Annotated in this window: 18 protein-coding genes; 11 read left to right on the top strand and 7 right to left on the bottom strand. The window is 61.3% G+C overall.

Annotated features, from left to right (window positions below):
* The first annotated feature begins 103 nt into the window (after positions 1 to 103).
* Genes G5S37_RS31670 through G5S37_RS31660 form a run of 3 tightly spaced genes read left to right on the top strand, consistent with a single transcriptional unit; the run spans position 104 to position 3,570 of the window.
* Positions 104 to 697, top strand: coding sequence for a hypothetical protein (locus tag G5S37_RS31670; protein ID WP_165210945.1), 594 nt, complete (start codon positions 104 to 106; stop codon positions 695 to 697).
* 19 nt (positions 698 to 716) lie between these two features.
* Complete coding sequence (locus G5S37_RS31665) at positions 717 to 2,330, top strand: DUF1800 domain-containing protein (RefSeq protein ID WP_165210942.1); 1,614 nt, start codon at positions 717 to 719, stop codon at positions 2,328 to 2,330.
* A gap of 19 nt (positions 2,331 to 2,349) precedes the next feature.
* Positions 2,350 to 3,570: a DUF1501 domain-containing protein gene (locus tag G5S37_RS31660; protein ID WP_165210939.1), complete on the top strand. Its 1,221-nt coding sequence runs from the start codon at positions 2,350 to 2,352 to the stop codon at positions 3,568 to 3,570.
* Positions 3,571 to 3,988: 418 nt separating this feature from the next.
* Here G5S37_RS31660 and tkt read toward each other — a convergent pair whose 3' ends face one another.
* Positions 3,989 to 5,968 (bottom strand): transketolase, encoded by a 1,980-nt coding sequence (gene tkt / locus G5S37_RS31655; protein ID WP_165210936.1) that lies wholly within the window; start codon positions 5,966 to 5,968, stop codon positions 3,989 to 3,991.
* Between the two features lie 497 nt (positions 5,969 to 6,465).
* Positions 6,466 to 7,914 (bottom strand): hypothetical protein, encoded by a 1,449-nt coding sequence (locus G5S37_RS31650; protein WP_165210933.1) that lies wholly within the window; start codon positions 7,912 to 7,914, stop codon positions 6,466 to 6,468.
* A 124-nt stretch (positions 7,915 to 8,038) separates the two neighbouring features.
* Between G5S37_RS31650 and G5S37_RS31645 the strand changes: the two genes are divergently transcribed.
* The 4 genes from G5S37_RS31645 (at position 8,039) to G5S37_RS31630 (ending at position 11,598) form a co-directional block, all read left to right on the top strand.
* Positions 8,039 to 8,929: an AraC family transcriptional regulator gene (locus G5S37_RS31645; protein WP_165210930.1), complete on the top strand. Its 891-nt coding sequence runs from the start codon at positions 8,039 to 8,041 to the stop codon at positions 8,927 to 8,929.
* Between the two features lie 194 nt (positions 8,930 to 9,123).
* The gene (locus tag G5S37_RS31640; RefSeq protein WP_165210927.1) at positions 9,124 to 9,594 is read left to right on the top strand and encodes a type III secretion system chaperone; all 471 of its coding nucleotides are present in this window, start codon (positions 9,124 to 9,126) and stop codon (positions 9,592 to 9,594) included.
* 57 nt (positions 9,595 to 9,651) lie between these two features.
* Positions 9,652 to 10,908, top strand: a complete 1,257-nt coding sequence (locus G5S37_RS31635; RefSeq protein WP_165210925.1) for a hypothetical protein — start codon at positions 9,652 to 9,654, stop codon at positions 10,906 to 10,908.
* Between the two features lie 255 nt (positions 10,909 to 11,163).
* Positions 11,164 to 11,598, top strand: coding sequence for a hypothetical protein (locus G5S37_RS31630; RefSeq protein WP_165210922.1), 435 nt, complete (start codon positions 11,164 to 11,166; stop codon positions 11,596 to 11,598).
* Between the two features lie 41 nt (positions 11,599 to 11,639).
* Here G5S37_RS31630 and G5S37_RS31625 read toward each other — a convergent pair whose 3' ends face one another.
* From G5S37_RS31625 to secG, 4 genes are all read right to left on the bottom strand, one after another.
* Positions 11,640 to 12,290, bottom strand: a complete 651-nt coding sequence (locus tag G5S37_RS31625; RefSeq protein WP_206026244.1) for a class I SAM-dependent methyltransferase — start codon at positions 12,288 to 12,290, stop codon at positions 11,640 to 11,642.
* 268 nt (positions 12,291 to 12,558) lie between these two features.
* Entirely contained in the window at positions 12,559 to 13,623 is a 1,065-nt protein-coding gene (locus G5S37_RS31620) for an FAD-binding oxidoreductase (protein WP_165210916.1), read from the bottom strand.
* Between the two features lie 45 nt (positions 13,624 to 13,668).
* Complete coding sequence (locus G5S37_RS31615) at positions 13,669 to 14,445, bottom strand: enoyl-ACP reductase (RefSeq protein WP_165210913.1); 777 nt, start codon at positions 14,443 to 14,445, stop codon at positions 13,669 to 13,671.
* 300 nt (positions 14,446 to 14,745) lie between these two features.
* Positions 14,746 to 15,546: a preprotein translocase subunit SecG gene (secG, locus tag G5S37_RS31610; protein WP_165210910.1), complete on the bottom strand. Its 801-nt coding sequence runs from the start codon at positions 15,544 to 15,546 to the stop codon at positions 14,746 to 14,748.
* Between the two features lie 169 nt (positions 15,547 to 15,715).
* On the opposite strand from secG, the gene G5S37_RS31605 reads away from it, so the two are divergent.
* Genes G5S37_RS31605 through G5S37_RS31595 form a run of 3 tightly spaced genes read left to right on the top strand, consistent with a single transcriptional unit; the run spans position 15,716 to position 19,996 of the window.
* On the top strand, positions 15,716 to 18,721 hold the full coding sequence (locus tag G5S37_RS31605; protein ID WP_165210907.1) for a M28 family peptidase: 3,006 nt from the start codon (positions 15,716 to 15,718) through the stop codon (positions 18,719 to 18,721).
* A 7-nt stretch (positions 18,722 to 18,728) separates the two neighbouring features.
* Positions 18,729 to 19,388 (top strand): hypothetical protein, encoded by a 660-nt coding sequence (locus G5S37_RS31600; RefSeq protein ID WP_165210904.1) that lies wholly within the window; start codon positions 18,729 to 18,731, stop codon positions 19,386 to 19,388.
* Between the two features lie 53 nt (positions 19,389 to 19,441).
* Entirely contained in the window at positions 19,442 to 19,996 is a 555-nt protein-coding gene (locus tag G5S37_RS31595) for a hypothetical protein (protein ID WP_165210901.1), read from the top strand.
* 400 nt (positions 19,997 to 20,396) lie between these two features.
* Here G5S37_RS31595 and G5S37_RS31590 read toward each other — a convergent pair whose 3' ends face one another.
* Entirely contained in the window at positions 20,397 to 21,197 is an 801-nt protein-coding gene (locus G5S37_RS31590; RefSeq protein ID WP_165210898.1) for a lipid II flippase Amj family protein, read from the bottom strand.
* A gap of 135 nt (positions 21,198 to 21,332) precedes the next feature.
* On the opposite strand from G5S37_RS31590, the gene G5S37_RS31585 reads away from it, so the two are divergent.
* A complete protein-coding gene (locus G5S37_RS31585; protein ID WP_165210895.1) occupies positions 21,333 to 23,237 on the top strand; it encodes an ATP-binding cassette domain-containing protein in 1,905 nt (634 codons plus the stop codon).
* Positions 23,238 to 23,372: the final 135 nt, after the last annotated feature.

Here is a 23,372-nt window from a genome sequence, read left to right as displayed (position 1 = left end):
GGTGCTTGGTTTTTTGTTGGGCCCATGCCGTGAAACAAGCACCCCGCTGTAACCGTCCCACTCCAGCAGCGTCACACCCTGCAACCACCCACCGCTCACGGCCATGCTCTTCTCACAACAGTTCTTCTACCTCCTCATTGGGCTTGGGGTCCTTTTCGGGCTCCCGGCGTTCTGGCTCTTCTGCCGCGGGATGTGGCCTGTGATGACGGAAAAATCCCGCGCCGCAGCCTCGCGTGGTCTACTGGTGAACTTCCTCATCGGCGTCCCAGTATTCGCCCTCACGCTCACCCTTCTCATTAGAGGCGGGAAGACTGGCCAGGTGGGCGGTATCATCGGAGTGGCGGTTGCCAGCCTGGTGGCCATCTGGGGTCTTGCGGGACTGACGGGCTTGGCACTGCATATCGGCGGTCGCCTCTGGCCCGGCTGCACGGGAGATGAAGCCTGGCGTGCGCTCTGGCGTGGGGGCCTCGTGGTGGCCGGGGTTCTGGCCATTCCCTTCATCGGCTGGTATGTGCTTTTCGCGGTGCTGCTCGCCATCGGTCTGGGCATTCGCGTGCGGATGTGGTTCCTGCGCGTACCGCAGTTGGAACCGCAGCCCGCTTCAGTCGCCGCGCCAGTGAGCACCCCGGCACCTCTGCCGGCCGCGGCTTCACCCCTTCCGGCAAACGCCCCGCCGCTCCCGCAGGCTGTTGCCTGATTCCCCTTTTGCTCCTGCCATGTCCACGGACGGCACATCTACCGGCACAAGCACCTCGACCTCACGGCGCTCGCTCTTCAAAGCAGCGCTGGCAGGCACTGCGGCCGCGCTCACCGGTTGCGAACGCTCCACGGCCTTCTTCGGCCAGCAGATGGGGCAGTCCATTCCCACCACGCTCACACCCACTCAGAGCGCGGAGATTGACCCGGACTTCCACCTGCTCTCCCGCGCCGGCTACGGTCCATGGCCGGGTGAACTCGCCGAAGTGAAGAAGACAGGTCGCGACGCCTGGCTGGAGGAGCAACTCCATCCGGAACGCATCGATGACTCTGCCGCGAATCTACGCGCTGAGTGGTTCGAATCCCTCTACATGGATGCGGGCAATGCGTGGGAGTTTCGCAAGGAAGTCCTGCGTGATGAACTCACGCGTCATGCCGTCTTGCGCGCCGTCTATTCCAAGCGGCAACTCTTCGAAGCGATGGTCGAGTTTTGGGGAGACCACCTCAACATCGATCTCGAGAAGACGGACTGCATCTACCTGCGACCTTCCGATGATCGCGATGTGATCCGCGCGCATGCCCTCGGCAAGTTCCGCGATCTCATCCTCGCCTCCGCGAAGTCGCCAGCGATGCTCACCTACCTCGATGGCCGCGACAACAAGGTCACGAAGAAGAGTCCGGTACCGAATGAGAACTACGCCCGCGAGCTCATGGAGTTGCACACCATGGGCGTGAACGGTGGCTACACGCAAAAAGACATCTACGAAGCCGCACGGTGCCTGAGCGGATGGACCGTGGACCTGAAGATGCGCATGGCAGATGCGCTCAATCCCTTCAAGGCACAGCGTGGCACGACGTACTTCAAGAAGGAATGGCACGACAACGACACGAAGGACGTCCTCGGACACGCCATCGCTGCCGGGGGAGGGGAGAAGGACCTGGAGCGTGTGGTGGACATCGTCTGTGCGCATCCGTCCACCGCGAAGTACATCTCCCAGAAACTCTGCCGCCGCTTCATCAGCCATGAGCCCCCGCAGAGTGCCGTGGACAAGGTCGCCGCTGAATTCACCCGCACGTCGGGTGATATCAAAAGCACCCTGCGCGTGCTGTTCCAGAGTGAAGAGTTCGCGAATGCACGTGGCCAGCTCTTGAAGCGCCCCTTCCGCTTCATCGTCTCCTCCCTGCGTGCGATGGCCGCGGATGTGGAAAGCAGTTATGTGGGACGCCGCGATGATCCCGCCGGTCAGGCCGCACAAGCGATCCAAAGCAAGCCACCGCGCATCGCACTGGTGAGCTACCTGCACCCCCTCGGACAGCCGCTCTTCCGCCATCCCACGCCCGATGGTTATCCCGATGAAGAGACACCCTGGCTGGGCACCTTGTTGTGGCGCTGGAACTTTGCCTTCGCTCTCGGCGGCGGATTTGTTCCCGATGTGAAGACCCAGGGTCCGCCCTTGCGAAAGGCACTGGGCATTCGCAAGGACTCCACGGATAAAGACAAAGCAGCCGTACTCTTCGCCCACTGCATCGGTCGCAAACCCGCGGAAGCCGAACTCACCGCCCTGCAATCCGTGGAGGACGAGGCGGACCTTCTTGCACTCATCCTCGCGTCGCCGGCATTCCAGCGTTGCTAACACTGTATCCATTTCCATCATGTCCTCTTTCACCCGACGCGCCCTGCTTTCGAAGCTCGCCGTGGCTGCTGCTCCGGCAGTGGAGGACGCCGGTCGTCACACACTGATCGTGGTCTTCCTGCGCGGTGGTGCGGATACCATGAATCTCGTCGTGCCGTACGCGGACGACAGCTATTACAAAGCTCGCCCAACCATCGCCATCAAGGCGCCCACCGGTGACGCAGACAAGTCACGCGCCGTCCGCCTTGATGACCGTTATGCGTTTCACCCCGCCTTGCGGCCGCTACACGAGAAGTTCTCTGAGGGCCGACTCGCCATCGTGCAAGCCGTGGGCACGGACAACACCACCGGCTCTCACTTCGAGTGCCAGGATCAGATGGAGCACGGCGATTCCATGGCAGCCTCCGCTGCAGGGGGTGGCTGGCTGGGACGTTATCTCCGCACCCGCGCGAATACGAAGCTCGGTCCCTTGAGCGCCGTCGCGCTCGGAACTGCGCTTCCGGAAAGCCTGCGCGGCGCACCCGTCGCGAGCGTGATGCAATCGCTCGAAGAAATCGCCATCCGCACGCCCTCTGGCAAACCGGATGCCGCAGCTGCTGTACTCGCCGCCATGTACGGCGCCGATGTCACGATGTTGGGGACACAGGGTCGCGAGACACTGGACCTCTTCAAACGTGTCAGCGCGCTTCAAGAAGGCGGCTACAAACCGGCAAATGATGCGAAGTATCCCAAGGACAGTTTTGGCAATGGCATGCGCGAGATTGCTCGATTGATCAAAGCACACGTCGGCCTCGAGGTCGCGTGCATCGATGTCGGTGGCTGGGACACGCATTTCTTCCAAGGCACCACGGATAGCTTCCAGGCCGAACGCGCCCGCGTTCTCGCCGAAGGTCTCGCCGCTTTTGATGCCGATCTCAAGGACCAGCGCGGCAGTTTCACCGTGATGGTCACCACCGAATTCGGCCGCCGCATCTACGAGAACGCCTCCCTCGGCACCGACCACGGCCGCGGCTTCGCCTTGATGACCCTGAGCAACCGCATCCAAGGCGGTCGCATCCTCGGCAAGTGGCCTTGTGTCGTGGAAAACGAATCCCCCGCCGGCCCCGGCGGCATGCAGATCCAACACGACTACCGCAGTGTGTTTGCGGAGGTGTTGCGTGGTTCCTTGGGGCTGGACGCGGCCGCAGCCAGCGCCGTGTTTCCCAAGTGCGAGTTCGGCAAGGTGGGATTGGTGGCGTAGCCAATTCCACCTTATTGAGTCTTGCGGAGTTGCTACATCACCACCCGCCCATAGGGAAACTTGTGTGGCGAAGCCACCTTGGACTGCGTGCAGCCCTGCTGCCGCTTTCCTGAAGTGCAGCCTGCTGCACGCTTCATCGCGACGAGGTCGCCAAGCTTCTCTGGACGCATCACCCTATGAGCGAATATCACCACCGCCACAGCAGGCTGTGGACTCTGGAAAGCGGCAGCAGGGCTGCGCGCAGTCCAAGGACGCTTCGCGTCACAGCATCTGGATCTGTCGCGTGTATCACGCTGCTTTCCAATCCTGAAGCATTCCACACCATAACAGAAAAACGGGAAGCCGTCTCCAGCTTCCCGTTTCACAAAGTCTGATGCTATTGCAGCGAGGTATCTCTGCCTCGCAGCGTTGCTGCTGCCTAGCTCGCGGCCTTCACCACGGCTTCGGCGGTCATGCCGAGTTCCTTCATGACCGTGTTGCCAGGGGCGCTGATACCGAAGCGGTCGATGCCGAGCACCTTGCCTTCGGTACCGACGTACTTCCACCACAGGGCGGACACACCGGCCTCTATGGCGACGCGCTTCGTGCAGGAAGGCGGAAGCACTTCGTTGCGGTAAGCTTCGGACTGGCGGTCAAAGCGCTCAAAGCAGGGGACGCTGACGACACGAACGCCATCACCGAGCTGCTTCGCGGCATCCACCACGTGCTGCACTTCGGAACCGCTCGCGAGGAGGATGGTCTTGAGGTCACCCTTTTCCTTCACCAGCACATAGCCACCCTTGAGGGTGCCTTCGCGACGCGCGGCGGCGCTGGCGCTGCCCTGATGCGGGATGTCCTGACGGGTAAGCGCGAGGAGCGTGGGGCCATCCGGACGGCTGAACGCAGCGGCAAAGGCAGCGGCGCACTCTTCGGCATCGCCGGGGCGGATGACGTCGAGATTCGGGATGAGGCGCAGACCGCTCACCGTTTCCACCGGCTGGTGGGTCGGGCCGTCTTCACCCACACCCACGGAGTCGTGCGTGAAGATGTAGGTCGCGGGAAGCTTGGCCAGCGCGGCGATACGCATGGAAGCGCGGCAGTAGTCAGCGAACACCAGGAAGGTGGCGCTGCTGGCGCGGAAGAGGCCGTCGTACTTGATGCCGTTCACCATGGCGGCCATGGCATGCTCACGAATACCGAACCACAGGTTGCGGCCGGTGGGCGTGTTCTTGGAGAAGTCGCCGCCGTCCTTGATGTAGTTCTTCGTCGAGCCGAAGAGGTCAGCGCTGCCCGTGATCATGTGCGGGATCGCCTTCGCCAGATGGTTCAGGATTTCGCCACCACTGTTGCGGGTCGCGGCCTTGCCTTCTGCGGGATACTCGGGGATGAGCTTCAGCAGCTCTTCCGCGGTGTACTTGTGATTGATGGCGTCGTCGAGCTGGGCCTTGAGCTCAGGATTCGCCTTGCCCCAAGCTTCGAAACGCTTCTGCCACTCGGCATTCGCGGCGATGCGCTTTTCCTTCAGCTCAGCGAAGTGGGCCTTCACTTCATCGCTCACGAAGAAGTGCTGGTCAGCGGGGAGGCCCAGCGCGGCGCGCGCGGCGTCCACGAACTTGGCGCCACCTTCACCGTGGGCCTTGGCAGTGCCGGCCACTTCAGGAATACCGCGACCGATCTCGGTCTTGGCGATGATGATCTTGGGCTTGTTGTTGTTGCTCGTCTTCGCGCGGTCGATGGCGCTGTAGATGTCGCCGAAGCTATGGCCGTCGATGGTGATGACATCCCAGCCGAGGCCTTCGTACACCTTGGCGGTGTCTTCGCTCTGGGTGAGCTTGGCCATCGCGTCGAGGGTGACGTCGTTGGAATCGTAGATGAGGATCAGGTTGTCCAGACCGTTGTGACCGGCGAAGGCCACGGCTTCACGGGCCACGCCCTCCTGAAGGCAGCCGTCACCGGCAAGGACGAAGATGTGGTTGTCGAGGAGCTTGAAGTCGGCGGTGTTGTACTTCGCCGCGGCCATCTTGCCGCTGATGGCGAAACCAACCGCGTTTGCCACGCCCTGGCCAAGGGGGCCGGTGGTGCACTCCACGCCCACAGTCTCAAAGGACTCCGGGTGTCCGGGGGTGCGGCTGTGAAGCTGGCGGAAGTTCTCCAGCTCCTTCATCGGCAGGTCATAACCCGCGAGGTGCAGCCATGTGTAGATGAACATGGAGCCGTGGCCCGCGCTCAGGATGAAGCGGTCGCGATTGAGCCACTTCGGGTCGGTCGGGTCGCACTGGAGCATTTCCCCGAAGAGGACGGCGCCGATTTCCGCCGCGCCGAGCGGCAAGCCGAGGTGGCCGGACTGGCACTTGTGCACCGCGTCCATGGCAATGCCACGGGCTTCATTGGCGGCTTTCTGGAGGATAGCTTTATTCATTTACGTGTGTTTGGGGTGGGTGCGAGGAGTGCCGGAAGGATGCGGAAAAAGGGCTGGCTACCTACCGCAACAGGGCCGATCTGCAAGGGCGAAGTGGACCCCTGCCCACCCCTCCGGCAAGCGGCTTCGGGTGAACCGTTGGTCACAGTGGAGGAAGGGGAAATGGGACCAAAGGAGCGGTTTAGCGCACTTCAGCGGCTGCGTACCTCAAGCAGGCTCGGACGGACGAACGCTAGACTAGGGGTACGGAAGTGGTGCCGAAGGCCTTGGACTGCGTGCAGCCCTGCTGCCGCTTTCCTAAAGTGCAGCCTGCTGCACGCTGCACCGCGACGAAGTCGCCAAGCTTTTCCAGACACGTCGCCCTACGAGCGCATGCCACCATCGCCGCAGCAGGCTGCCGCAGTCCAAGGACGCTGCGCGTCACAGTATCCGGATCTGTCGTGAATGCGGCCTGCTTCTCTAGCGTCGCATAGTGAGACTATGCCCATCACCCTATCCTACCCACTCACCGCCAGCTTCTCCAGATCCGCGCGGGTGGTCTCATACGTAGTATCGTACACCATCGCCTCCGGGTCCGGCTGCAGGCCGTGGAGTGAGCAAAACTCAGCATAGAGATCCGGCCACCAGTTGTAGTGGTCGGTCTTCCCTTCGTCCCGCCACTCGCGCCAGCCGATGAGCACCTTGCTCCAGCAGTTGCTGCCGTACTCAATCGCCTGCTTCTGGTCGCCGAAGGCGCTCACATACCACTGCTTGCCGATGGACGCGTGCAGCACCTCATCCGCCCAGTCGTAGTCCTGGAAGAGGCGCGCCAGCGGATCGCCGGACTCGGTGCCCACTTCCCACTCGAAGCGTTTGCCCGTCTTGGTCATCAAGCCCTGCTCGATGAAGTACAACACCGCGTGCCGCTCCCAGGGCTTGAGCTGCGTGTTCAGGCCAAGCGCCCACGTATGATTCACCAGCACGAGGCGCGGCCAGTCGATGCCATTCGCCACGAAGCCGATCTCGCCCATCATGGCATGGCGCGCCTCGTCCCAGAGTTGGCGCGTCATGTCCTGGTAGTAACCCCACGGCTTGTCCGTCGTCTCGGTGAGGATGGATGCCATCATCTCCGGCACGTCGATCTCACGCAGCCGCTTGTAGTACATCATCATCGTCTTGTCCCGGGCACGGAACTTCGGATCGTAGAGGAACTCCTCGGCATGCACGCCCATGTTGTACGGATCGGGGAAGCGATCATCGCGCTGCGGCACGCCGTCATACTTGAAGGGAGTCGCGCTGTAGATGGGCTGCAGGTCTTCCGCGATGTGCGGCTCCTGGGAACCATCAAGATCGCCCGCGGCACGCAGGAGATGCTCGAGCAGCTTCTGCCACTTCAGCACCTCGTCACGGCGGAGGTCCTCCACCAGACAACGCACCACTTCCACGCCGTAGCGCTCTGCCTCCTCCATCTCCATGAGGGCAAACTTCAGGAGGCGCACCGTTGGATGATCCGCAATTGGGTGCGTCGCATCCAGATGACGGCGCATGCCCCAGATCAAGGCGGGGATGGCATACTCGTAGATGCCGATGACCAACTCTTCCGTAGTGGGGGCATTCTGGATCTCATCGAAGAACACCTTGAGATGCTCGTTCGGGATCTTCTCCAGTCCCAATGGAGGCGTGCGCATCTCCGCCACACGCTCACGCATGGCGCCACAATGTTCCGCGCAGTAGTGCGAGTGCAGGCTGAAGGCCATCTTCAGCTCATAGACCGGCTCCGCGGTGAGACGGGACTGGAAGATCTGCATGAGCCGCTTCAGCGCAAAATGATAGCGCTTCACTCGGTCCACGCAGTCATCAATGGAAAGTCCGGGCTTCATCGCGTCCTCGAACGAAGCCAGCCCGGTCAGCGGGGGGAGGTTCTTGTACGGGCGATAGTTCGCCTTGAAGGATTCAATGGCAGTCATGTTCTGATTTTACCGGTCACGGTCCTTTCGGGCCACACTGCCGTTTGCCGATGCTTCCCGGATTTTGACCGCCCAGGCAGCCAAACCTTGCCAGACAGGACAGAATACTGGCAAAGTAGCATTCATGCGGGCGCAGTTCGAAGATGTGCATTGGACCGGTCACGAGTCATTCCTCGTGCGGACCTTTGACCTGCCCCGCTTCACCGTGCCGTGGCATTTCCATCCCGAGCCAGAGCTCACGTTGATCCTGGAAGGCAGCGGGGATCGCTGTGTGGGAGATCATCTCGAATCCTTCCGCGCCGGTGACCTAGTGTTGCTCGCAGGAAACCTGCCGCACTACTGGCACAGCCATGCTCACACTCACGCCACTTCCGGTAAGACGAAGCAGGGCCGCGAACGCGCACGCGCCATCGTGGTGCATCTGCGAGAGGAGAGCTTGGGAAGTTCGCTCCTTTCTTTGCCCGAGGCCGCTTCATGGAGAAAGCTGATCGAGCGAGCGCATCGCGGTCTCGCCTTCGGTGGCAGGACCGCATCGCATGCTTCCAGGGAACTGGAGCATCTACCTGCGAAGGAAGGCTCGCATCAGTTACTCGCCTTGCTCGGCATCCTGCAGACGCTGTCTGATGGCACGGTCGACACGCGGCCCCTCGCTGGTGAGCACTATCTTCCCGCGTGCGATGATCACGCCGCGGATCGCGTGCGGCGTGTGTATCAATTCATCTACGGTCATCTCGCGGATCCCATCGGGCTCGATGATCTGGCGCGGGCCGCGGGCATGAGCAGCGCTGCCTTCTGCCGCTACTGCAAGCGCGTCACCGGTCGCACCCCCACACGCCTGCTCAGCGAGCTGCGCATCACCCAAGCCTGCAAGCTGCTCACGGACACTTCGCAAAGCGTCAGTGAGATTGCCTTCGCGAGTGGGTTCCAGTCCATCTCGAATTTCAATCGCGTGTTCCAGCAGATCAAAGCGACCAGCCCGCAGCTGTTTCGCCGGCAGCATGCGAGGACGCACTGAGAAGGCAAGCGCCAGCACCGCTGCCACAGCCTGCTGTCTGGGTTATTCGATCCTTGCAGAATGCAGCAGCGGATCCAACCCATGATCCACCAAATTGTTCCACGACAATATTTTAACTTGTCGCTGCTAACCTTGGAATCGAAAGGCCGAATTCCTCCATTGTCAGCAATCTGTTTTCTTACCCAACTCAACTTATGCCTGAAATCCGCCAACACGCCACTGACCTGCTCCGCCTCATCCAGGAATCACTTCCGATGGAAGGAGAAGCAGCCCTGCAGTGGGATGAGAGCAACCAGTGCTCCCTCACTTTTGACGAGGACATCGCCGTCATCATCACCCTCGATGAAGTGGTGGACGCCATCTTCCTGAACTGGATCCTCGGTGCCCTGCCGCTCGAGCCCGATGAAGTAGCCAATGCCCTGCAGGAACTCCTGGAAGCCAACCACGAATGGAACAAGACCGAAGGCGGCACGCTCGGACTCGACGCCGACACCGGCCTGGTCACGCTGTCCTACCGTGTCGACCTTCCTCTCGACGACGCGGCGGTCATCCAGGACATCATCGCCAAACTCTACAATGTCTCCAGCCACTGGCAGAAGAGTCTGAATCTGGGTTATCCCAGTGCGGAGGTCCTGTCGGCGCGCTCCGTCCGCGACTCGCTGTAATCCCACACCCACTCACATCTGTTTTTCTCAGTGTCTTAACTTCCAACTTTCCCTGTCATGCCCTCAAACACAGACGCCAATCCCAACCACTCAGGCCTGAAGAAGGTCCGCGTCGGCTTTCATGTAGCCGGCTACACCCTCACCACGCTCGGTCGCAAGCTGGCGGACAAGCTCTCCGGCGGTTACTATTCCAAAGGTGTCCAGAAGCTTCACGACTATGTGAAGGGCTACACCCGTGTGCCGACCAACCAGAACATCACGCTGAACATCGCTGGTGAGGACAAACAATTCCCCGCCACCTTCCTGGGTAGCAAGCTTCCTCCGGGCAAGAACCTGGAAACGCTGCGCCTGGAAATGCAGGACAAGATCAACGCCGGCGAAAAACTTCTGATGCAGATCGATGCCGGCACCGCCGTCACTCCCTGCACGCAGAAGAACATGACGGACCTGATGTGCTATCTCCAGGCCCAGTCCCAGAGCGTCACCGGCCACTATGTGGAAGGCTCGATGCACATCCCGGATCCGGGTAACCGAATCAAGGATTTCCTCGACACCAATCCCGAGTCGTATCAGCGCAAGTCGTCCCACATCGACGAGTTCCAGAATGACCCGAATGCCGTTGGCACCCATCGCGGCATCGACGCTTATGGTCGCACGAGGAATCCCGACGAGATGCTGCCCAACAGCCGCAAGACGGTGATGTACGGCACCATGGAACAGAGCAATAACCTCAAAATGGGAGAGAACCGTCTCTGGCTGAAGATGGAGCCGCATGGCGCCTGGGCATTCAGCCCGAGGGTGAATGACCCGAACGGCCCGAAGCGCTCTGCCAATTCCCATGACGGCAAGGCGGCGGTGGGTCACTCCTTTTCCTTCCTGGAAACGCAGGGTCAGGGCAGCCTCGCAGGCAGCCGTAAGGAGCGTATCCCGGATGACATCAAGGACGAGTGGAAGGCAATCCAAAGGCTCGCCCGCCAGGAACTGGCCAACCAGAATCCCTCCCAGGCCGTTTCGAACATGGTCCGCGATGGTGAGGGCCTGCAGACCGCCCGTGGTGTGCGCTTCCTTAATGACTACTCGGAGCAACTGAAGGACAATCAACAGCTCTCACAAGGACTGCGCGACCGGATCACGACTTTCCAGGGTGACCTCCAGCAGCGCTATCCGGATGACATCGACATGCGCGTTGGAAACGAGTCTATTCTGAAGCGGAATCATCTGATCCGCCGCGATATCGATGACATTCCCGGTCCGCAGGTTGGCCAGCAGGTGCAACAGCAGGTTGGCAACAACCGGAACAGCCGCACCCTGTAAGTAAGCAGCCACCACCCAGGCTTTAGCCTCTCTCAAGTGGGCACCTCAAAAGGGTGCCCACTTTTTGCGCCCACGAAATGCGATTTCTCCGGCAGCTCAGAAAAGTGCGCCACACATACGGACAAACATGCAAAACACATGGGTTATTCGATTATCTGGATATTTTGAATACTCTTACGAAATCGTTGTCTAACGCACACGGAAACATCAAATATTGTTGTGAAATTATGGTAATTAGAATAAAATAACGCCGTCATGCCTCCCAAGTCCGCCGTCGCTTTGTCTCAACACCCAGCCGCGAAGATGATTCTGCGTGAGCATCTCGCTCAGCTTGAATCTTCTCTGGAAGAGACCCGCGGCCGTGTTCTCAGTGCCTTGGACGAAGAGCTGGCCGCCATCCGTCAGTGGATGGAATCGCTCAAGGACTTCGACCCCACCCTGCGTATCTACCGCGCCGAGGGCGAATCTTCCGCCCACAGCGTGGCTGTTTCCGTTTCCGAGAAAGCGCCCGCCAAGTTCAAACCCTCCCAACCCAACAATATCGTGGAATTCACCGCCCAAGACTTTGTCCAGGTACAGGAGCCCGTCCGGGAACCCTCGCTCGATCCGGCCCTTGAAAAGGCCACCATGGACGAGCTGAACGCCGCGCTCGCCGCCGTGTTCGAGAACATGGGTCACAAGCCCGCCTGAGACGTCTCCACACCTCGCCCTCTCAATCTCACGCTTGCAGGTCAGGCATTTGCCGCGCGTCGCCGCACCGCAATGCAGTAGGGTGTAGTCGGCCGGAAATTGAGGTAGCCCACGCGTTGCGCCTCGAATTCCATGGAGGGCAGTGACGCTATCAGGCACTGCACCGCACTCGCCTCCTCCCGACCGCCGTCATGACCCGGATACAGCACGATGGTCATGACGCCGTCTTCCGCCAGCCACTCCAATGCGATGCGCACCGCAGCGAGTGACGTCTCCTCCCGTGTGATGATCTTCTTGTCCCCGCCGGGCAGATAGCCAAAGTTGAACATCACCGCGCGTAAGCGCCCTCGCGCTTCCGTTGGCAAAAGCTCCGACATGCGCTCGTGTCCGGCCTGGAAAAGCGTGACCTCTGCCAGTTGCTGAATGGTGACGTTCTTCGCGAGATTCTCGCGCGTCTTTTCAATCGCCTGGGCCTGCAAGTCGAAGGTAAACACCCGTCCACTGGGGAGCACACGCTCCGCGAGGAAGATGGAATCATGACCATTCCCCGCCGTGGCATCTACCACCCAGTCACCCACGCGCAGTCGCGGCCCTACGATGTGATGCGACCATTGCACAGCAGTGGGGAGGGCGGTGAAGGGGGAGTTGGAAGCGGAGGTCACGGGAGCAATGAAGCTGACTCTATCGCTCACGAATCAACTTCGTGCACCCTTCGATCACAATTGCTCCCTGACGAGCCACCCCTTCAAGGAGTGGGGGCATTCCTGCCCCCATTTTGCGATGCATACACCTGATCCAAAAACTTCCACAGCGCCCTTACCTACGTGGTACCACGTTCAGTTTTCTTTGCTGCTTTCGCTGCTTGGCTGCTTTGCGACCTAACCTGCCGATGATGCAGCATCCCATCGCCACGTTACACGCCAATGGGGACAGGAATGTCCCCACTCCTTGACCCTTCGCTCACCCATTCGCCCTCACATCCACCTCCGCTTCGATGGGTGCGCCATCGAGCACATGCTCCACCAGCATCCGTGAGAAAAACGGCGCGCGCAGCACGCCCTTGGAACCAAGCCCATTCAAGATCAACACGCGCTCATGCACTGGATGTCGCCCCACGATCAGTTGCTGCCGCTTCACGATCGGCCGGATGCCCGTCTGCGAAGAGAGAATCTCAAACGGCACCTTCAACAACACCTGCAACTTCCCCCGCAGTTCCTCCGTCGATTCCTCCAGGCTTCGCGTGAAATCAAACTCGTACGTCGAGCCCGCGCGGTAGATGCCATCATCACCACGCGGCTGCATCCACCCACCACGCTGCACCATGCGATGCTCGCGATAGTCCGCACGCACATCTGCAATTACACCGCGGGCACAATCCCACTGCAGCCAGGGGAAGAATCGTGAGTCGTGGCGTTCTTCCGCACCGCGACAAAGGACGACGGCGGCGTAGACATTGCCCTGCCATTTCACCGCCTCCTGGGAGACATCCAGCTCATCATCCTTGAAAGCGCCGGTGTGCCAGCAACCCTTCGCGGAGAAAAACTCCTTTGATGCTGCCAGGTACGTCACCGTATCCAACCAAGCAGCATCCGGCTGGCCAAAGCCGCCCAGTTCATTGTGAAACACCGACGCATCCACGCTGGCATCGGGCGAAGTCGTGTCTGCCCAGCGCTGGATATCTGCCTCCTCGCGGCGCAACCCCCAGAATTTCAGTTCCCGCTCATTGCTGAAGAGCCGCACCATGGGGGAGGGGTGGTAGAACGTTCCACCCACTTGCTCCTCCATGCGCTGGTAAAAGGCACGCGCCTCCGGCAGCAGTTCCTCCAACCGCCAGCTCACCTTGAGCCGCTGGCCGGTGATCGGCGTCACCAGTCCGGCAGCTACTCTCGAGGTGGTCTCCGCTTCTCCCGGATCGACCACCAAAAACGGCACACTTCGCGCCCAGCATTGCCAGGCCACCGCCGTCCCCGCGAGCCCACCGCCCACAATCAACACGGGCAGTGAACTCGGACTCGCGGGTGACATGGCATTGGCAGCCAGGCACTCCGGCCCGGCTGCGACACTCTCAATTTACATGCCCATGATCTGGTAGCCGCCGTCCACGTACAGCACCTGTCCGGTGATGGACGCCGCGCCATCGCTGGCGAGGAAGACACCAGTGGCGCCCAGCTCGGAAGGCTCGCAGCTGCGGCCGATCGGTGCATGCGCATCATAGTGCTTCAGCATGGCGCCGAATCCGGCGATGCCGCGCGCTGCGAGGGTGTTCACCGGGCCGGCGCTGATGCAGTTCACACGAATCTTTTTCTTGCCCAGGTCATACGCGAGGTAGCGCGTGCTGGCTTCGAGGGAGGCCTTGGCCACGCCCATCACGTTGTAGTGGGGCACCACCTTCTCCGCGCCGTAGTAGCTCATGGCGATGATGCTGCCACCGTCCGTCATGAGAGGAGCGGACTTGCGGGCGAGGTGCACCAGCGAGTAGGCGCTGATGTTGTGCGCGGTGAGGTAAGCCTCGCGGGAGGTGCTGACAAAGTCACCCTCAAGCGCTTCCTTGGGAGCGAAGGCAACGCTGTGCAGGAGGAGGTCCACTTTGGGGGTGATCTCACCCACCTTGTTGAAGAAGGCATCCACTTCTTCGTCCTTGCTCACGTCGCAGGGGAAGAGGGGGGTATCCGGGCCGAAGGTGCCCGCCAGCTCTTCCACATTGTCCTTCAGGCGCTCGCCCTGATAGTTGAAAATCAGCTTCGCACCCGCCTCCGCCCAGGCCTGTGCAATGGCCCACGCAATGCTGCGTTTGTTGGCGACTCCGAAGACGAGTCCGACTTTTCCTTCGAGTGGTTTGGCGTTCATGGGACGGCTTGCATAGGCCGACTTCCGCAAGAATGCAACTCCGCGTCAGTGGCGGGACACGCACTAGACAACAGGCCACGACAACTGCCGGACGCGGTCCTGGGAGCGCTGACGTCCCGTCGGCGGATTGCGTTGCCAACTCTCGCAATATACCAGACCGGAATACGCCGGCCGGAGGCCAGCGCTCCCAGGGCCGCCGCGAAGCGGGACCTTGAGTCGGCAGCATCCAGACAAAAAACCGTCCGGAGCACTTGGCTGCGGACGGTTGAAAATGAAGCGCTCGTGTCGCTCTGGCCTCCCTTAGTTACCCGAAGGGGCAGGGGCGGGAGCCGGAGGCGTCGGCGGCGTGCTCGGTACTGGAGCAGCTGGAACAGGAGCCTCGCTCGCGGGCTTGTTCTCAGGGGCAGGAGCAGGCGCGGGGGCCGCCGGAGCTGCATCAGCAGGCTTGTTCTCGGGAGCAGGAGCAGGCGCGGGGGCCGCCGGAGCTGCATCAGCAGGCTTGTTCTCGGGAGCAGGAGCAGCGGGTGCCGGGGCGGGAGTGCTGGCAGGAGCGGGTGCCGGAGCTGCGTCAGCAGGCTTGGCGGCAGGAGGAGCATCAGCCGGCTTGTTCTCAGTCGCCGGTGCCGCAGGGGCAGGGGTGGAAGCCGGAGCGGCGGCAGGCTTGCTCTCAGCAGCAGGAGCCGGGGTGGTCGGGGCAGGTGCTGGAGTCGTGGCAGCGGCGGGCGCAGGAGTAGCTGCAGGAGTTTCAGGAGCAGCCGGAGCCGAAGTCGGAGCAGGCAGGCCGGGGATCACAGGAGCCGTCACGGGTGCGGGGGCGGCAGGGGCAGGGGCGTCACCAGCCAGCGAACCCTTGGGCTTGGGGGTGTTATGCGCCATTAGCGAGGCCAGCACGAAGGTCAGGAAGAACATCAGGCCACCGAGCCAGGAAGTGCCTTTCTGCAGCACATTGGTCGCGTGAGCGCCAGCCAGGGAGTCCATCATCCCAGCGCCGAAGGTCGCGCCAAGGCCCTCCTGACGCGGGCGCTGCATCAGGACGATGAGGACGAGGAGCAGACAGACGATCGCCGTCAGCACCATGAGGAAACCGATAAGAATGGACATAAGGGGTCGCAGTATGGCACCGTGCGCACTCTTGGCAAGGGAAACCGATTCCCCGGCCGACCACTCCACCGCCTCGTTTTCCTGACCCGCCCTTGCGCCCCCGCTACCCGGAGGGTTTTTTCCCGTTGAGCCGCAGATCTCGGCCCGTATTGAACTTGTACCGCAAGAGATGAAATCCCCGCACCTCCTCGCCTCCACCTTTCTCGCCGCTGCCGCCACCCTCTTCACCCCCGCCATTTCCTGGGCGGACGAGGCGGCTTTTTTGACCGGCATCCGCCAGCTCACTTTTGAAGGCAAGCGCGCAGGCGAGGGCTACTTCAGCGCGGACGGGAAGAAGATGATCTTCCAGAGCGAGCGCGAGGCGGACAATCCCTTCTACCAGATCTACCTCATGGATCTGGAAACCGGCGACCAACGCCGCGTCTCCCCCGGCTTTGGCAAGACTACCTGCGCGTGGATGTACCCGGACGGCAATCGCATCCTCTTCGCCTCCACCCACCTCGATCCGGAAGCGAAGGCCAAGCAGGACGCCGAGTTCAAGGAACGCCAGAGCAACCGCGTGCGGAAGTATTCGTGGGACTATGACGAGCACTTCGACCTCTTCTCCTACTCGCTCTCCGACAACAAGCTCACGCAACTCACCAGCTCCACCGGCTACGATGCCGAGGGCGCGGTATCGCCGGATGGCCGGCAGATCGTCTTCGCCAGCAATCGCGCGGCGTACGAGGGCCAGCTCAGTGCGTCCGACGCGGAGCGCCTGAAGATCGACAAGCAGTACTTCATGGACATCTACGTGATGAATGCGGACGGCACGAATGTGCGCCGCCTCACGGATGTGCCCGGCTATGATGGCGGGCCCTTCTTTAGTGCGGATGGCTCGCGCATCTGCTGGCGCCGTTTTGATGAGAAGGGCATGACCGCCGAGATCCACACCATGAAGGTGGACGGCTCCGATCAGCGCCAGATCACCAAGGTGGGCGCCATGTCCTGGGCACCCTTCTTCCACCCCAGCGGCGACTACCTGATCTTCACGAACAACGTGAATGGCTTCGCCAACTTCGAGCTCTACGTCGTGGATGCCCTGGGCAAGCACGACCCGGTGCGCATCACCGAGACGGATGGCTTCGATGGATTGCCCGTGTTTTCTCCGGATGGCAAGAAGCTAAGCTGGACCAGCGGTCGCACCACAAACAACAACTCACAGATCTTCATCGCCGATTGGAATGACGCTGCAGCGCGCAAGGCCCTGGGCATCGAAAAGAGCGGCGCCGGTGCTGTTGCGGAAAACGGCACGCCTCCCAAACCTGGCACCGTGGAAAAGCCCCCAGGCGCTCCCGATCTCTCCACCACCAGCGCGGATATCACGCCCGCCGACATGAAGCAGCACATCACCTACCTCGCGAGTGATGCGCTGCAGGGCCGTCTCACCGGCACCCAGGGGGAGAAGCTCGCCACCGAGTACATGGCCAGCGTGTTCCAGCAGCTCGGCCTTGTCCCCTTCGGTGATGACAACACCTACTACTCGAACTTTGACTTCACCGCCGGCGTGGCTCTCGGTCAGGGAAACAAGATGGAACTCACGGGCTCTCCGCAGAAGATGAATTTGGTGAGTGATCAAGACTGGCGCCCTCTCTCCTTCTCCCAGACAGGCGACATCCCCGCCTCCGAGATCGTGTTCGCCGGATATGGCATCGAGACTCCGGACAACTGGACGGACAGCAATGGCAAGAAGCTCGACCCCTATAGCAGCTACTTCCACCTCGATGTGAAAGACAAGTGGGTGCTGGTGCTGCGCTACCTGCCGGAGAATCTCTCCCAGGATCGGCGCAATGAGCTCCTACGCTTCACCAGCCTGCGGCACAAGGCTCTCACGGCCCGACAGAAGGGAGCACGTGGCATCATCATCGCCAGCGGTCCCAACAGCAAGGTGGTGGAACAGCTCGTGCCGCTCACTTTCGATGCTTCACTTGCCTCCTCTGGCATCGCCGCGGTGAGCGTCACGGATGCGACGGCGGACCGCATTCTGTCCGCTGCGGAAACGGGCAAGACGCTCGTGCAGCTCCAGACGGATCTGGACAAGGGTGATTCCATCCAGGGCATCCCCCTCGGGAAGCTGAAGCTTTCCGCACACATCGCCATCGCCCAGGAGAAAAAGCAGGGCCGCAATGTACTCGCCGTCCTCTGCAAAGGCACGGAGCCCGACTTCCACACCGCACCCATCATCATCGGCGCGCACATCGACCACCTCGGCACCAATGGAGGCTCCAGCTCGCGCGCAAAAGGCGATGAAGTGCACAAGATCCACCACGGCGCGGATGACAATGCCTCCGGCAGTGCCGGTGTGCTGGAGATCGCGCAGTGGCTGGTGGACATGAAGAAACAGGGCAAGCTGGATCAGAAACGCGACATCCTCTTCGCCGCGTGGTCCGGTGAAGAACTGGGCCTTCTGGGCTCCACCCACTTCTGCGAAAGCCTCGCGAAGATGATCAAGGGCGACCCCAACGCGAAGCTCACGGGCATGCTCGCTGCCGTGCTGAACATGGACATGATCGGCCGCTTCAACAAAAACCTCGTCCTGCAGGGCGTGGGCAGCAGCTCCTGGTGGCCACGTGAAATCGAGCAGCGCAATGCCCCGCTCGGCCTGCCCATCACCACGCAAAGTGATGCGCATCTCGCCACGGACTCCACCACCTTCTACACCCGCGGCATTCCCACGCTGAATGCCTTCACCGGCGCGCATGAGGACTACCACATGCCCTCCGACACCGCGGACAAGATCAACTTCGACAAGGCCGCACAGGTGGCGAAATTCATGGGACTCGTCACGCGCTCCCTGTCCACCACCTTCGATGCGCCAGACTACATCGCCATGGAAGCGCCGAAGAACCAGGGCACGCGCACCGGCCTTCGCGTGTATCTCGGCACCATTCCCGACTATGCGCAGGGTGATATCAAGGGCGTGAAGCTCAGCGGTGTGTCTCCCGTGGGCCCTGCGGCCAAGGCAGGCGTGAAGTCCGGCGACATCATCACCAAGCTCGGTGAGAAGGACATTCAGAACATCTATGACTACACCTACGTCATGGGTGAGCTGAAGATCGGCAAGGAGACCACCATCATCGTCCAGCGCGACGGCAAGCCTGTGGAGTTGAAAATCACCCCGGGCTCGCGAGACTGAGCGCCGCATGGCACTCACCTGGCAGGTCACCCAGCAGGACACGCTTCGCATTCAGGACCGCGCCAGCGGTGGCCCGGTGATCTGGGTGTGCGCCGGGATTCTCCTGCTGGTGGGCAGCAAGTTCGCGTGGTGGCTGCTGCAGGCCCTGGCTGACATGGCGCAGGCGGTGCTGCACGCGGACTTTGGCTACATTTTCAGCTACCTCTTCGGGCTCGTCCTCCTGATCGTGATGACGGCGGCCTTCGTGTTGCCCGGACTCTGGATGCTCTTCGCCAGGAGTGTGGTGGAGGTGCATCCTGCGGAAGGTTATGTCTCCGAGATGCGCGACTATGTGGCGTGGCGGAAGACGAAGCGGCACGACATTTCCGATGTGGCAGTGGTGCGTGGCACGCATGAGGTGAGCCAGAAAAGGAGCAACTCGACGGTTGAAACCTACCGGTTGGATGTCGTTTTGAAAGGCGATGGTGTGAAGGAGTTCCTCGCCGCGCAGCCCGACACGCGGGAACGCGCCCAGGAGCTTGGCCAGCTTCTTGCGGCGAAACTCGGCGTGCCCTTCCAGGACCTCACTTCCAAACGCGACAGTTACGAAGACATTCTGCGCGAACGCCAGGGCATGGATGCCGAGGGTCGGTACAAGGACGAGGTGGCGGACGAAGAAAAATCCTAGGGTGGGTGTCACACTCGCCGATTTTTTGCCATTCCACTACGAAGTCCCGTCCCATGAAAACATCTCTCGTCCTTTCCGTCGTCGCGGCCATCGTTGCCTTCGCACCCCTCGCCCCTGCGCGTGAATCCAAGGCGTGGGGCCGCTCCCCCTCCAAGTACATCACCTGGAGCGTGGACCCCGCTGACAACAGCCTCTATTTCACCAATCAAGAAGGCTCCTCTTCGAAGCTTTGCGATGTGTCCGCACCTTCCGCCCTGAAGCTCACGTTTTCGCCCGATGAGAAGTATGTCTTCGTGACGGATGGCTCCAGCATCGGCACTCGCGTGTCCTTGTACAAGCGTAACTCCGGCACGAAGTATTCGAAGGTCACCGCGTATGACTTCGACCTCGCCACGCAGCGCCTTGCCCTTCAGGTGGAAGCCGGTAAAGAAATCAGCAGCCCCGTGCTGAAGAGCTCCCGCTACCTCGATTGCGCCGGCTGGTCCAAGGACGGCCAGTGGGCCTATCTCACCTTGAGCGGCGAAGGCACCCTGAATGGTCGCAAGGTGGAGATTGATGGCTTCAAGTGCATCTTCAATCCCGCACGTGGTGAGTTCGCCAGCCGCTGAGCAGCGGCACCACACACATTCGACAATTCAAGGAGGGGGGCATTCGTGCCCTCTTTTTTGTCGCGTGAACGAGCGACGTCAGATGAGCTAATAACCGAAAACGCGTGGTTCGACCACGGACATCGCGGACACCATGCGCAACAGGTGCGGCAGGCAAAGCAATCCGCCTACATGGAGCAGGATGAATGGCTTCAAACATGTCTCACGATGCTCCAGTGCCACCCGGATCGCGAGCATTGGCAGAAACTTCGACCACCGCGCCCTGTACGGGTCTGCCCGATAGCTTGCAAAGAGAAACCAGACCCAACCAACTGCACCCATCAGCAACCCGATGCCAAAAAGGAGCACGGTCCAAGTTTGGAGCTGGGGTATTAGCATAGAGCGAACTGATGAACAAGATTCACATCCACCTTGCCACCCGCGCAATCAACATCGCAGCAGGCACAAGGAGCAACTGGGCTAGCAGCACACCCGCCAAACGCGCGCCCACGAGTGAAGTAACCGCCGCGCGAAACTGTCCCTGCCCCACCCGCTGACGCGCTGCATCATCCGTCATCAGCGAGAGCTGCGGATCGAGCACCAGGAACATGATGATGGTCGCGAGGCCATTGATGATGGCGGAGAGGTTGCTGCAGGTGACCCGAAACTGTGGCTCCAAGGCGCCGGCATACAGGGCAGCAAAGACACCCACGGTCCAAAGCGCCACTGCCACCACGTTGAGCGCGATGAAATTCCACGAAAGCCCACCTCGCGTCTGCATGGCCCGGATATTCCCACGCGAGGGCAGCGTGAGGTAGCGCCGCAGCATCAGCAACCGCCGGGGATGCATGCCGTGGCACACCAGCCGGAACATCGAACGATGCACCTGCAACAGGGCGACGGCACGCGATAGGGCACGCTGCGCGGTGGGCACCAGTAGTGCACCCACCGCCGTGGCCAGCGCCGCCGAGCCAAGGATCCACTGAAAATCCGCGAACAGCGGAGCGATGGAGTCCGCCAGGGAAACCTCAATGCGCTTCGCGAGGAAGGGTGCCTGAAATGAATTCGAGGTGCGCGAGATGAGCACCAGCACATTGAAGAGCGTGAGCGCCGTGGCGATGTGTCCCGTGCGGATACCGGCGATGCGCGCGGCATAAGCCAGAGTTCCGATGAGGTGGATGACAAACGTCAAGCCGCAGATGACGAGCAGGTTGGTATCCATGCGCCGGCGACTCTACTGCACCTCGGGCGCACTGACATGTGATTTCCGCCGGGACACGAGAGCACCTTCCCCGCTTGCCCCCCTCTCCATACTGGCCTACAGCCTCCACCCGCCAATCGTCCGAACCCCATCTGCATGCTCTCCGCCAACGAACTCACCCTCAGCTATGGCAATCACCGACTGCTGGACGGTATCACGCTGGCAGTGAACGAAGGCGAGAAGGTCGGCCTCGTGGGTCGCAATGGCACCGGCAAGACCAGCCTGCTGAAAATCCTCGCGGGCACGGAGCGCGCCGATACGGGCGACCTTTCCATCCGTCGCGGGCTGCGCATCGGCTACCTGCCGCAGGAGTTTGAGCTGGATGGCAGCCTGACCGTGCTGGAGAACATCCGCAGCGGTGCCGCCGACCTCATCGACATGATCGCGCGTTATGAATCGGGCGAAGGCAGCGATGCCGAACATGCGGACCTGCTGCACCACATCGAAGCGGCTGATGGCTGGAATCTCGATGCGCGAATCAAGTCCATTGTCACCGCACTCTCCGCGCCGCCGCTGGATGCGCTGGTCGCCCCGCTGTCCGGCGGTGAGAAGCGCCGTGTCGCCCTGAGTCGCGCGCTGGTATCGCAGCCGGACCTGTTGCTGCTGGACGAGCCGACCAACCACCTCGACTCCGAATCCATCCGCTGGCTTGAGGAGTATCTGCGCAGTTTCCCTGGCGCGGTGATCTTCGTCACGCACGATCGTTATTTCCTGGATGTCATCGCCACGCGCATCCTCGAGTTGGCCGATGGACGCTGCTTTTCTCACGAGGGGAACTACACCGCCTACCTCGAATCCAAAGCCGCGCGTCAGGCCGTCGCGGAGCAGACAGAGCGTCGCCGTCAGCGTTTCCTGCGTACCGAGCTGGAGTGGGTGCGCTCCGGGGTGAAAGCCCGCGGGACGAAGTCACGCCACCGGCTCGACATGTTTTATCAGATCGAAGGTCTGCAGGCCCCGCCTGAGGAACGTGAGATGGACTTGCTCCTGCCACCCCCCGCTGACATTGGGAACGTGGCTGTGGAGCTGGATGACGTTGGCGCCATGGTCCTCAATGAGCAGGGCGAGGAACGCTGGCTCTTCCGGCACCTCACCGCTTCGCTGAAGCCCGGCCAGTGCACTGGCATTGTTGGCCGCAACGGTGCTGGCAAGACCACGCTCCTCCGTCTCTGCATGGGAACCCGGCAGCCGGAGGAGGGGACTGTGGCCATCGGCAAGAAGGCCGCCTTCAACTACATCGACCAGGGACGCATGCAGCTCGATGGCAGCGGCACCGTCCTCGCGGAAGTAGCAGACCAGGATGAGACCGTGTTCTTCGGCAATCAGAAGCTCGGCGCGCGCGCCTACCTGCGCCGGTTTCTTTTCTCCGACGACCGCATCAACGAACGGGTCGAGCATTTCTCCGGCGGCGAACGCGCTCGTCTGATGCTCGCCAAGGTGCTGAAGCGCGGTGGGAACATCGTCGTGCTGGACGAACCCACCAACGATCTCGATCTGCAGAGCCTGCGCATCCTGGAGGAAGCGCTGAGCGACTTCGATGGCTGCAGCATCGTGGTGAGTCACGACCGCTACTTCCTCGACCGCGTGTGCGATCAGATCATCGCCTTCGAAGATGCCGGCGTGCACGTGCAGGTGGGCAACTACAGCTACTACCTCGAAAAGCGCCGCGAACGCGAGCAACGCGACAAGGCCTACATCCAGGCCGCGAAAGTGGAAAAGCAGCAGCCTGCCGCGAACACCGCTGCAGCAAAGACCTCCGCAAAACCGCGAAAACTGAGTTTCAAGGAAACGCGTGAACTCGAAGGCATGGAAGAAGCCATCCTCGCTGCTGAAGCAAAGGTGCACGCCTTTGACGCCACGCTGAACGATCCCAGCTTCTACATCACCCGCTCCACCGAAGCGCCCGGGATGATCGCTGAACTGGAGGCCGCAAAAGCCGAAGTCGCGCGCTTGTATGCGCGGTGGGAAGAGCTGGAGGCGATCAAGGCAGCGGCAGGGCAATAACTTCCACGACTCAAGCAGCGCCCTCATTCAAGGAGGTTAGGCGTCCCGCCTGACAGCGGATGTTAGACCTCCGGTCTGACCAGCTCTCTATCATTGCCTTTCTTCACCTCTGTTGGTTGCAGTCTGCTGCGTTTG

This window comes from Roseimicrobium sp. ORNL1 (genome assembly GCF_011044495.1).
Taxonomy (GTDB): domain Bacteria; phylum Verrucomicrobiota; class Verrucomicrobiia; order Verrucomicrobiales; family Verrucomicrobiaceae; genus Roseimicrobium.
Note: the sequence above shows the minus strand (reverse complement) of the source record. Positions and strands in the feature narration are given on the sequence as shown.